General features: G+C 66.7%; 10 protein-coding genes. 2 read left to right on the top strand and 8 right to left on the bottom strand.

Features of this window, described 5'->3' with window-relative positions:
• Positions 1 to 592: 592 nt before the first annotated feature.
• The 8 genes from ACI1US_RS00155 to ACI1US_RS00120 all read right to left on the bottom strand — a co-directional run bounded on the left by ACI1US_RS00155 (position 593) and on the right by ACI1US_RS00120 (position 8,896).
• Positions 593 to 1,933 (bottom strand): NAD(P)/FAD-dependent oxidoreductase, encoded by a 1,341-nt coding sequence (locus tag ACI1US_RS00155; RefSeq protein WP_461637180.1) that lies wholly within the window; start codon positions 1,931 to 1,933, stop codon positions 593 to 595.
• 209 nt (positions 1,934 to 2,142) lie between these two features.
• Entirely contained in the window at positions 2,143 to 2,625 is a 483-nt protein-coding gene (locus ACI1US_RS00150; RefSeq protein ID WP_416549790.1) for a DUF501 domain-containing protein, read from the bottom strand.
• Complete coding sequence (locus ACI1US_RS00145) at positions 2,622 to 3,083, bottom strand: FtsB family cell division protein (protein WP_416549791.1); 462 nt, start codon at positions 3,081 to 3,083, stop codon at positions 2,622 to 2,624. The genes ACI1US_RS00150 and ACI1US_RS00145 overlap by 4 nt, the downstream gene beginning before the upstream one ends.
• Positions 3,084 to 3,110: 27 nt before the next feature.
• Positions 3,111 to 4,391 carry a phosphopyruvate hydratase gene (eno, locus tag ACI1US_RS00140; protein ID WP_416549792.1) on the bottom strand — a complete coding sequence of 427 codons (1,281 nt, stop codon included), beginning with the start codon at positions 4,389 to 4,391 and terminating at the stop codon, positions 3,111 to 3,113.
• Between the two features lie 95 nt (positions 4,392 to 4,486).
• Positions 4,487 to 5,782, bottom strand: coding sequence for a histidine--tRNA ligase (gene hisS / locus ACI1US_RS00135; protein ID WP_416549793.1), 1,296 nt, complete (start codon positions 5,780 to 5,782; stop codon positions 4,487 to 4,489).
• A gap of 164 nt (positions 5,783 to 5,946) precedes the next feature.
• The gene (locus tag ACI1US_RS00130; protein ID WP_416549794.1) at positions 5,947 to 7,551 is read right to left on the bottom strand and encodes a solute symporter family protein; all 1,605 of its coding nucleotides are present in this window, start codon (positions 7,549 to 7,551) and stop codon (positions 5,947 to 5,949) included.
• 35 nt (positions 7,552 to 7,586) lie between these two features.
• Positions 7,587 to 7,955: a DUF485 domain-containing protein gene (locus ACI1US_RS00125; RefSeq protein ID WP_461637177.1), complete on the bottom strand. Its 369-nt coding sequence runs from the start codon at positions 7,953 to 7,955 to the stop codon at positions 7,587 to 7,589.
• Between the two features lie 188 nt (positions 7,956 to 8,143).
• Positions 8,144 to 8,896 carry an IclR family transcriptional regulator gene (locus tag ACI1US_RS00120; protein WP_461637176.1) on the bottom strand — a complete coding sequence of 251 codons (753 nt, stop codon included), beginning with the start codon at positions 8,894 to 8,896 and terminating at the stop codon, positions 8,144 to 8,146.
• Positions 8,897 to 9,009: 113 nt separating this feature from the next.
• Between ACI1US_RS00120 and ACI1US_RS00115 the strand changes: the two genes are divergently transcribed.
• Positions 9,010 to 10,209, top strand: a complete 1,200-nt coding sequence (locus ACI1US_RS00115; protein ID WP_461637174.1) for an aminotransferase class V-fold PLP-dependent enzyme — start codon at positions 9,010 to 9,012, stop codon at positions 10,207 to 10,209.
• Positions 10,206 to 10,946, top strand: a complete 741-nt coding sequence (pepE, locus tag ACI1US_RS00110; protein WP_461637172.1) for a dipeptidase PepE — start codon at positions 10,206 to 10,208, stop codon at positions 10,944 to 10,946. The genes ACI1US_RS00115 and pepE overlap by 4 nt, the downstream gene beginning before the upstream one ends.
• Positions 10,947 to 11,016 lie beyond the last annotated feature (70 nt).

Below are 11,016 nucleotides of genomic sequence, written 5' to 3'. Positions count from 1 at the left end.
TCCCCGTCACCCCTACTCGGCTCCCTCCCCCACCCACCCCACACACCCCGATTAATCCATTGCGACCCCTGCACAGCCCGAATATGCCTCACTTTAGAAAACTGGGGGCAGACAGGACGGCGTTGTGACCGAGAATCTCCTCAGACTGCCGCGGGTGCTTCGCGCCCCTCCCATTGATTGAGGAAGGCTCCTGCTGCGGGCACCAAGGGATTCCCGCGGCCGGAAAGCAGCGTGCGCTGCCGGCCCCTCCCAGCCGCACCCGCACACCGCTGCCCCGCGCCCAGGGCCCAGGGCACGGCTGCGGAGCAGCCGCGGCAGCCGCGGCAGCCGCCGGCACCGCCTCAGGAGCAACTAGTCCGACCCTTATGTTCCTCGAGGAGCCCTTCTCGTCCCGAATAAGCCTCGGACTAGATTAATCGGGGCAGTGAGGGTGGGCGGGTTCGGCACCGCAGTGAGGGTGGGCGGGCCCGGCACCGCAGTGAGGGTGGGCGGGCCCGGCACCGCAGCAAAGCGCGCGGGCGTGAGGGCTGGGCGGCGGCAACGCAAAAGGCCGCGGGATCCCGAAGGATCCCGCGGCCTTGAGCTGCGAAACTTAGTCTGCTGCGGGGCGCGGACGCGAAGCGAACTCTTCAAAGATCGCGCGCGGCTCAGTCACAGCCTCGATGTTGACGATGTCACGACCGAGGAAGAAGTGGCCAACCCAGCCGCCGAACACGCGCCACTTGCGCTCCCACGTGGGGATTGCGAGGCCGTGGTAGAAGCGGTGTGCGAGCCACGCAACGTAGCCCTTGAGCGTGAAGTTGCCCGAGCGGAACACACCGGTGTTCATGCCGAGGCCAGCGACAGCGCCTGCGTTCTTGTGGTTGTACTCGTGCACACCCTCGCCGCGCAGCGTCGCAACGATGTTCTTTGCGAGGAGCTTGCCCTGGCGCACGGCGTGCTGTGCGTTCGGAACGCAGAAGCCGCCGGGGCCGGGGGTCGAGGAGATATCGGGAACCTGCGAGGTGTCGCCCGCGGTCCATGCGCCCTCGACGATTTCGCCCTCTTCGGTTGCGACGCGCAGCGACGGCGTGCCGACGACGTGTCCGCGCCCACCGATCGGAAGGTCGGTGCCCTTGAGGAACGGGCGGGGCATAACGCCCGCGGTCCAGACGATGAGGTCGGACTCGTAGTTTTCGCCGGTCGAGAGCTCGATGTTGCCGCCCTCAGCGCTGGAAAGCTGCGTGTTGAGGTGGATGTCGACGCCGCGACGGGTCTGATCCTTCACAACCCAGTCTGCGAGCCCCTCGGTGACCTCGGGCATGATGCGGCCCATTGCCTCGACGAGGTGGAACTTCGTCTCGTCGAAGGTGATCTCCGGGTAGCGCCGGAGCAGCGTGGTCGCGAACGAGCGGAGCTCGGCAACCGACTCGATGCCAGCGAAGCCGCCGCCTACGACGGTGACGGTGAGCAGGCGCGCACGCTCTGCCGAATCCTTGGGCAGCGATGCTGCGCGCTCGAAGTTCCCCACCATGCGGTCGCGGATCGCGACTGCTTCTTCGATGGTCTTCATGCCGATTGCGAGATCCGCGATGCCCGGGATCGGGAAGGTACGCGATACCGAGCCGGTGGTGATGACGATCTGGTCGTACTCGAAGTCGTACGCCTCGCCCACGGTCGGGGTGATAGTCGCGGTCTTCGTCGCGTGCGAGATGCCGGTGACCTTGCCCGCGATGTTCGCGGTCCTCTTCAGGTGGCGACGACGCGCAACGACAGCGTGCCGGGGCTCAATCGAACCGGCAGCGACCTCGGGGAGGAAGGGCAGGTAAGCCATGTAGGGCAGCGGGTCAACGATGGTGACCTCAGCCTCGCCCGAACGGAGCAGCTTCTCGAGCTTCCATGCGGTGTAGAAGCCGGCGTAGCCGCCGCCGACGATCAGAATCTTCTTCGCCACGAAGCGATCTCCTTGATGATCTAAATAAACGCAAAATGCGGGGTGCAGGGTGCGCCCGCAGTTCGCGCGGGAAGCCAGTTGGGCAAAATGCTCCCAACCCAAGTAATCCTACCCGCAAAATATCGCGAACCGTCACAAACCACGGGCTGGGGTCCTCAAACCGAGGAATATTCGAAATTAAACAGAGGAACTCGTATGTTCCGTCGAGTTTATGCGCCCCAACCGGATCGCTCGAGCGCCAGGTCGCCGATCGGGTTCACTCCGGGGCCCGCCGCGAGGGCGTGTCCGACGAGCGCGTGCAGGCATTTCACGCGCGTGGGCATGCCGCCAGCGCTGATTCCGGCGAGTTCTGGCACTTCCCCGACCGAGTCACGGTCGGCGATGTACTGCTCGTGCGCACGCTGGTATGCGGCACGCAGCTCTTCGTCTTCGGCGAGCATCTCGTTGAACTCGACCATCATGCCGGTCGCTTCGAGCCGTGACGCTGCGGCCACAATCTCGGGGTGCGAGAGGTAGTAGAACGTCGGGAACGGCGAACCGTCGGGAAGCCTCGGCGACGTCGCGACGACCGCTGGGCTGCCGTCGCTCGTGCGTGCCGCAATGCCGACGACGCCGCGCGCCTCACGTCCGAGCTGCTCGCTCACCGCCTCGATGTCTGCGGGGGTCGGGGCGGAATAAGGGGGCCGGCTCACGGTGTGCTCCTTGCGGCTTCGTCGGTTGATGGGGTGTCTGGGATGGCGGTGCCGGAGGTGACGACCGAGGCGAGCAGGTCTTTCGCCCAGTTGCGTTCGACCCGGGTGAGTTCTGCGTGCGTCTTCTCCTGCGACTCCACCGGCAGCACCACGTCTGAGATGACGCTCAGTTGCGTCTCTCCGGGAAGCACGTACGACAGCCGGTCGCGTGCCTGCGCCCGCACGTACGCTGGGTCTTTCCAGCGCGAACGCTCGGCGTCGATCTGTTCTACGGCCTCGCGGTGCTGTTTGACGCTTTCGCGCAGCTGCGCAATCTCGCGTTGCTGCTGCACGTAGGTCGAGATGTTCGGGCTGAGGATCAGCGCACCCGCGATCACCGAAACCACGACCACGACGGTGAAGACACTGGAGCGCAGACTCGCGACCCATGCCGCGATATCTGCGCCCCAGTGCTTCACCGTGTACTCCTCAGGTTCGGCGTGTGGTTACGCCTGGAAACGCGGGAACGCGTCGCGTCCTGCGTAGCGTGCTGCGAGGCCGAGCTCTTCCTCGATGCGGAGGAGCTGGTTGTACTTTGCGACGCGGTCCGAGCGAGCCGGTGCGCCTGTCTTGATCTGGCCGCAGTCGGTCGCGACCGCAAGGTCTGCGATCGTGACGTCTTCGGTCTCACCCGAGCGGTGCGACATGACGGCGGTGTAGCCGGCGCGCTGCGCCATCTGCACGGCGTCGAAGGTCTCGGTGAGGGTGCCGATCTGGTTGACCTTCACGAGGATCGAGTTGCCGACGCCCTTCTCGATGCCATCAGCGAGGCGCTCGGGGTTGGTGACGAACAGGTCGTCGCCGACGAGCTGCACGCGTGCGCCGAGCTCATCGGTGAGGTGCTTCCAACCGTCCCAGTCGTCCTCGTCGAGCGGATCCTCGATCGAGACGAGCGGGTAGCGGTCGACGAGGTCTGCGTAGTACGCGGTCATCTCGGCGGCGGTGCGATCCTGGCCCTCGAACTTGTAGACGCCGTTCTCATAGAACTCCGACGATGCGACGTCAAGTGCGAGCGCGATGTCGCGGCCGGGCTCGAAGCCTGCGCGCTTGATCGCTTCGACGATGAGGTCGAGTGCTGCGACGTTGTTCGGCAGGCTCGGGGCGAAGCCACCCTCGTCGCCGAGACCGGTCGAGAGTCCCTGCTCGTTGAGCAGCGCCTTGAGCGCATGGTAGACCTCAACGCCCCAGCGGAGGCCCTCCGAGAAGCTCTCGGCACCGAGCGGCACGGCCATGAACTCCTGAATATCAACGTCGGTGTCGGCGTGTGCGCCACCGTTGATGATGTTCATGAGCGGCACGGGAAGCGTCGATGCGTTCGGGCCACCGAGGTAACGGTAGAGCGGCAGCTCGGCCGACGCGGCAGCGGCATGCGCAACTGCGAGGCTCACGCCGAGGATCGAGTTCGCGCCAACGCGCGACTTGTTGTCGGTGCCGTCGACCTCGCGGAGCACGGTGTCGATGATGCGCTGGTCGTCGGCGGCGAAGCCTTCGATTGCCGGGGCGAGGTCGTCGAAGACGGCGTCGACGGCCTTGAGCACGCCCTTGCCGAGGTACCGATCCTTGTCGCCGTCGCGCAGTTCGTATGCTTCGAAGGCGCCCGTCGATGCGCCCGAGGGCACAGCCGCGCGTCCGACCGAGTCGTCGGTCAGGCCAACCTCGACCTCAACGGTCGGGTTTCCGCGCGAATCAAGAATCTCGCGTGCGATCACCGCGTCGATAAATGCCACAGTTTGCTCCTTGTGGTGGAAGTCATGAGACGCGTGTTCCGCGCCTCTTCTCAGTGTAGAGGGTGTGAGGGTGTGAGCCCCGGGAGTTCAGGCCATTACTCGCCGAGATCGCGCCAGCTGAGTTCGGAGACCTCGCGCACGTCGGCGCGCACGTTCGCGAGCCGCGAGAAGCCCTCGGCCTCGAGGCGGGCGACGAGTGTCTTCATGTTCTTCTGGCGCTTCTCGAGACGCACGCGCAGGCCGTCTGCGACGAGGGCGCGTTTGAGGGTCATGAGGTCGTCGAGTGACGCGTCGGCGTCGGCGACGAGCGCGACAGCCTCCGGACCTGCGTTCGAGTCGACCTCGATGAGGTCGACGACGCGCTCGAAGCCGATGGAGAACCCGACGGCGGGCACGTCCTGGCCAAGGAAGCGGCCGATCATGCCGTCGTAGCGGCCGCCGCCGCCGACGGAGGATCCGGATCCGGGGTGCGCAATCTCGAAGATCGTGCCGGTGTAGTAGCCCATGCCGCGCACGAGCGTCGGATCGAAGCGGATCTCGACGCCAGCCGGCAAGCCACCGTCGAGCGCCTCGCCGAGCGCCACGAGGCTCTCGACGCCGTCCTCCGCTGCCCCGGCCGGGAGCACCGCGGCGATCGCTTCGCGGGTCACCGGAATACCGGCCGCGAGCGCCTCGTCGACGCCCGTGAGGATCGCGCGCATTGCCTCGGCAGCGTCCGCGTTCGTCTCGGCGAGCTCAGCGGTCACGCCGTCGACGCCGATCTTGTCGAGCTTGTCGATCGTGATGAGGGCGCCGGCCTGCTGCTCGGGTGCGAAGCCACAGTGGTCGAGCAGGCCGAACAGGATTCGCCGATCGTTCACGCGGATCACGCAGTCTTTGAGCCCGAGCTGTGCGAGCACCTGCGACGTCGCGGTGATGAGCTCGATCTCGGCGATCACGCCGGACTCCCCGATCACGTCGATGTCGGCCTGCACGAACTGGCGGTAGCGGCCCTTCTGCGGGCGCTCGGCGCGCCACACTGGCCCGATCTGGATCGAGCGGAACACGGGCGACAGCTCGGCGCGGTGAGTCGCGTAGAAGCGCGCGAGCGGCACGGTGAGGTCAAACCGCAGGCCGAGGTCGGCGAGCTGCTCGGGGTCGCCGGCGTCGACCGCTGCGGCGAGCGCCTCCGGCTTGATGCCGCGCTTCAAAATCGAGAACGAGAGCTTCTCGTTGTCTCCCCCGAGCCCCGAGTGCAGCCGCGCGTGATCTTCGACGACGGGCGTCTCGATCTCGTCGAAGCCGTGCGAGCGGTACACGCCGCGGATGATTCCGAGGGCGTGCTCGCGACGGGCTTTGTCGGCGGGCAGGAAGTCGCGCATGCCGCGCGGCGGGTTCACGGGATTGGCCATGGGCTCCATTCTTCCATGTCGGTGGACGCGGAACGCCCCGACGCGGTGATCTGCGTCGGGGCGTTCCCGAGTGCGCTTCCGTGAAACCCACGGCCGCGCTGCCCGGTGTCGGCTGCCAGGTGTCAGACGCCAGGTGTCAACGGCCAGGTGTCAGCGGCCAGGTGTCAGTGGCTCGAGGGCGGCTCGGCTCCGTAGCCGGTGAGCGCCCGCACCTCCATCTCGGCGGCGAGCTTGGGGGACTCGACGGTCTTGTCGGTCACGGTGCCGAGCCAGGCGAGGAAGAAGCCGACGGGGATAGACACGATGCCCGGGTTGGTGAGCGGGAAGATCGCGAAGTCGATCCCCTCGCCGAGCATCGAGGTGGGTGCGCCGCTCATCACCGGCGAGAAGATGATGAGGCCCACCGCGGTGATGAGGCCGCCGAGCATCGACCACACGGCTCCTCGGGTGGTGAAGCGCTTCCAGAACAGCGAGAAGAGGATCGTCGGGAGGTTTGCCGACGCGGCGACTGCGAAGGCGAGCGCGACGAGGAACGCGACGTTTTGTCCCTGCACGCCGATGCCGCCTGCGATCGCGACGACGCCGATCACCACGGTGGTGATGCGGGCGACCCGTACTTCCTGCTTTGCGGTGACCTTCCCCTTCTTGATGACGCTCGAGTAGATGTCGTGCGCGAACGAGGCGGAGGCGGTGATCGTGAGGCCCGCGACGACCGCGAGGATCGTGGCGAACGCGACCGCCGAGATGAAGCCGAGCAGCAGCGGCCCGCCGAGTTCGGCCGCGAGCAGCGGCGCGGCCGAGTTCACGCCGCCCGGGGAGGCCTTGATCGTCTCAGGCCCGACGAGGGCGGCTGCACCGTAGCCGAGCACGAGGGTGAACAGGTAGAAGATGCCGATGAGCCAGATCGCCCAGACGACTGAGCGGCGCGCGTCGCGCGCTGTCGGCACCGTGTAGAACCGCATGAGCACGTGCGGGAGCCCCGCGGTTCCGAGTACGAGCGCGAGCGCGAGCGACACGAAGTCGAGCGGCAGCGCGCCGTACTGGATCCCCGGGGCGAGGATCCCCGCACCGTTGGTGTTCTCGGGGTGGTTCACGGCGTCGGCGAGCAGGGCGGTGAAGTTGAAGCCCTTGAGCGCAAGCACCCAGACCGTCATGGCTCCTGCGCCGAGGATGAGGAGGCCGGCCTTGATGATCTGCACCCAGGTCGTGCCCTTCATGCCGCCAATGAGCACGTAGAGGATCATGACGATGCCCACCACCGCGACAACGAGCGACTGGCCGAGCTTATCGTCGATCCCAAGCAGCAGCGAGACGAGCCCGCCGGCACCTGCCATCTGCGCGAGCAGGTAGAAGAAGGTCACCGCGAGCGTCGTGAGCGCGGCCGCCATGCGCACGGGGCGCTGCTTGAGCCGGAACGAGAGCACGTCGGCCATCGTGAACTTCGCGGTGTTGCGCATGAGCTCTGCGACGAGGAGCAGCGCGACGAGCCAGGCGACGAGGAAGCCGACGGAGTAGAGGAAGCCGTCGTAGCCGTTCACCGCGATCGCGCCGCAGATGCCGAGGAACGATGCGGCTGAGAGGTAGTCGCCCGCGATTGCGAGCCCGTTCTGGCGGCCGGTAAATGAGCGCCCGCCGGCGTAGAAGTCTGCGGCGGTTTTCGTGTTGCGGCTTGCCCGGATCACGATCACCATCGTCACCGCGACGAACACGAGGAAGATAGAGATGTTGAGTGTGGGGTTCTGCGCGGCGGCCGATTCGAGTTTCAACATGCCGGCCTGCGCGATCGCGGCCTGGTGGATTCCGGTCATCGTGGGTCTCCTTCGGCTACGCGCTCGAGCTCTTCGAGCTCGGCCCGGAGGGCCGCGGTGCGCGGGTCAATACGGCGGTTCGCAAACATGACGTATGCGGTGGTGATGGCGAATGTGGTGACGAACTGGGCTAGTCCGAGCCACATCGCGACATTCATGCCGAGCAGGGGTTGCGCCATGAAGTCGTGGGCGAAGGCTCCGAGGAAGACGTACACAAGGAACCATGCGAGAAACACCGCGGTGAGCGGGAACACAAAGCGACGCAGCCGCGACTTCAGATCTTGAAATTCGGGGCTGGCTTGAAATTGTTCGTAGTCGATCGGCGAGTCTTCTGCGACCACCGAATCGTGGATATCTGCGGACACCTGGGCCTCCTTGCCCTGTCTCGTTGAGTCACGAAGTTCTCACCCGCCGAGCTGTAGCTGCAGCGACGTGCGATCCCCCTGACAACCGCGACGCTGCGGCCTGTCCCCGAGCATAGAAACGGCGGTGCGAGCGTAGTACCCCCGAAAGTTGGGGGCCATTGGCTGCGCACAGGCCACGGAGTGGGGCGTTACTTCCGTTTTCCGAGCAGCTGCCCGATGCGCTTCGCAGCCGCACGAACGAGGCCGACGATGTCGTCGGTCGAAGGCAGCGTCTCGCGGGTCGACACCGACACTGAGCCGAGCGGTTCATTGCTCAGCGCGACGGGCACCGCGAGCGCCGAGACCTGTTCGTCGTATTCGCCGCGGGTGACGCAGTATCCGAGCTCGCGAATCCGGGAGAACTCCGCCTCGAGCTCCTGCGGGTTCATGCTCGTCACCGAGGTGTACCTAGCGAGCGGGCGCTGGCTGGTGAAGTGTTCGCGCATGGCCCGCGGCAGGTGCGCGTAGTAGGCCTTGGAGATCGCGCCGACGTGCGCCGGGAAGAGTTCGCCAGTGGTGGGGTATCCGCGCAGCGGCCCCTCCGGGCCGTCGACAGAGATGACCGCGCGCATGTGCGCGTGGTCGGCGATCGCGAATGTTGCGGTGAGCCCGGTGCTCTCGGCCAGTTCGGTGACGACGGGGCGGGTGATACTCGCAAGCGACGCGGTGCTCTGCCAGGCGCGCGACAGGTGCAGCACCCCGGGGCCGAGCATGTACACGCGGCGCCGTTCATCGCGGCGCAGAAACTGCAGCTTGGTGAGGGTGTGGATCGTGCGCTGCGCGCTCGACGTCGAGCAGCCGAGCAGCGTGGCGAGCTCGGTCACCCCGACCTCGCGGCGGTCGGCGTCGAAGAGTAGGAGCGCTTCAAGTGCGCGTTCGACGCTGTCCAGGGTTTCTGCCATGCGCCCATTATCCCGCATAGCGGCATAAGCCTTGCCGGGAGGGGGCCCGTGGCCAATTCTGATGGGGCACCTCCTCAGCTCCGAGGAGAATCACGAAAGAGGCGAATCCAACGATGGACTGGCAGACGCATCAGGATGCGAACCGTGCGGGCACCGAGCTCGGCGGCACATACCTGTACTTTGACACCGCGGCAGCGGCTCCCCCGGTGATTCCGGCCGTCGAGGCCGCCACCGAATACCTCTGGAAGACGGCCCGCACCGGCCCGTACCTGCCGAGCCTGCGCGCTGAGATCTACACACAGCTTGATGAGATCCGCGGCCAGGTCGGGGGCTTCATGGGTGCCAAGCCCGAGGAGCTCGCCTTCACCCGAAACGGCACCGAGTCGATCAGCCTGGTCGCTCGCGGCATCACCTGGAACGCCGGCGACGAGGTCATCGTGCCCGACACCGAGATGCTCTCGAACATCGCGATCTGGCGCATGGTTGCGCAAGAGGCTGGCGCGACGATCGTCACGGTGAAGGGCGGCAGCGCAGGTCTCCTCGATCCCGAGGCCGTGCGCGCGGCAATCACCGACCGCACCCGGCTCATCACCTTCGCCGCGATGTCGAACGTGACGGGCGCGGTGCAGCCGGTCACCGAGATCTGCGAGGTCGCCGCCGAGCGGGGCGTGCTCGTCCACGTGAACGCTGCGCAGGCGCTCGGCATGATGCCCGTCGGGCTCGACGTGTGGCCGTGCGATTTCATCTCGGCGTGCACCCGCAAGGGCCTGCGCGCGATCGAGGGCTCGGGGGTGCTGGCCGTGCGCGAGCAGCACCTCGACGCACTCACTCCGGCGCTCGCCGGCTGGTGGAACGCGGGGCTCGATGGCGACAGCGTGACCTTCATGCGTGCGGCCCGCAAGCTCGAGGCAGGCTCGCCGAACATTCCCGCGATCCTCGCGCTCGGGGCAGCCGTCGAGGTCGCACAAGGGCTCGGGATCGACGCGATCCACGAGCGTGTCCGCGAGCTCACGAACTACGCGGCCGCCAGGCTGCGCGAGATCCCCGGCACGCAGATCTACGGGCCCGAGAACGACGCGGATCGCCTCGGCATCCTCCCCTTCAACATCGAGGGCGTCGACCCGACCGCGCTTACGCTCGCGCTCGAACAGCGCGGCATCATCATCGAGGCCGGCCACTTCATGGCGACCCCCATCCTCGCCGCCTACGGCGTCGAGAAGATGGCGCGCGCTTCGCTGCACTACTTCAACACCACGGAAGAGATCGACCGCCTCGTCGCGGCGATCATCGCTGAGAGAGGAACCTTCGCATGACCAACGCACTCCTGATGAGCAGTTCACGAATGGGCAGCCTCGGCTACCTTGAACACGCAGCAACCCAGCTGTCCACCGTGCTCGAGGGCACGAGCCGCAAGGTGCTGTTTATCCCATACGCCGCAGTGTCATTCTCGTACGACGCTTACGAGGATCTCGCGGCTCCCCCGTTCACGGCTGTGGACGCCGAGCTCACCTCGATCCACCGCTTCGACGACCCCGTCGCGGCCGTGCGCGAGGCAGACGTCATCGCGATCGGCGGCGGCAACAGCTTCGCGCTGCTCAACCGCCTGTACGGGGCAGAACTCGTCGCTGAGATTCGCAGCCAGGTCACCGAGCACGGCACCACCTACATCGGCTGGAGCGCGGGCACGAACGTCGCAACCCCCTCGATCCGCACCACGAACGACATGCCGATCGTCGAGCCGCCGTCGCTGTCTGCAATCGCCCTCGTGCCCTTCCAGATCAACCCGCACTTCATTTCGGGCAAGCCCGCCGGCCACAACGGTGAGAGCCGCGAGGAGCGCCTCGCCGAATTCACCGCGATCAACGCGAGCGAGGAGGTGCTCACCCTCGTGGAGGGCACGGCGCTCCACGTGACCGGCGCGACCGGCACGATTCTCGGCACGGGCGGCCCGGGCGAGGACGGGCGCGTGTTCGCGAACGGTCAGGATCCACGCACGATCGCCGTGGGCGACGCGTTCGAGCTCGCCTCGATCTCGGGGCCGGTGAACTAATGTCGCTTCGCGAAATCCTCGAGGTCTCGGACCTCTGCGACGACCCCAGGCTCTCGGGCGAGCGCGTCGC

This window comes from Leucobacter sp. BZR 635, from assembly GCF_048061935.2.
GTDB lineage: Bacteria > Actinomycetota > Actinomycetes > Actinomycetales > Microbacteriaceae > Leucobacter.
Note: the sequence above shows the minus strand (reverse complement) of the source record. Positions and strands in the feature narration are given on the sequence as shown.

Excerpts from the sequence above, each read along its gene's own strand:
- hisS (WP_416549793.1), bottom strand. The coding sequence starts at position 5,782 with ATGGCCAATCCCGTGAACCCGCCGCGCGGCATGCGCGACTTCCTGCCC.
- ACI1US_RS00130 (WP_416549794.1), bottom strand. The coding sequence starts at position 7,551 with ATGTTGAAACTCGAATCGGCCGCCGCGCAGAACCCCACACTCAACATC.
- ACI1US_RS00120 (WP_461637176.1), bottom strand. The coding sequence starts at position 8,896 with ATGGCAGAAACCCTGGACAGCGTCGAACGCGCACTTGAAGCGCTCCTA.
- ACI1US_RS00115 (WP_461637174.1), top strand. The coding sequence starts at position 9,010 with ATGGACTGGCAGACGCATCAGGATGCGAACCGTGCGGGCACCGAGCTC.
- pepE (WP_461637172.1), top strand. The coding sequence starts at position 10,206 with ATGACCAACGCACTCCTGATGAGCAGTTCACGAATGGGCAGCCTCGGC.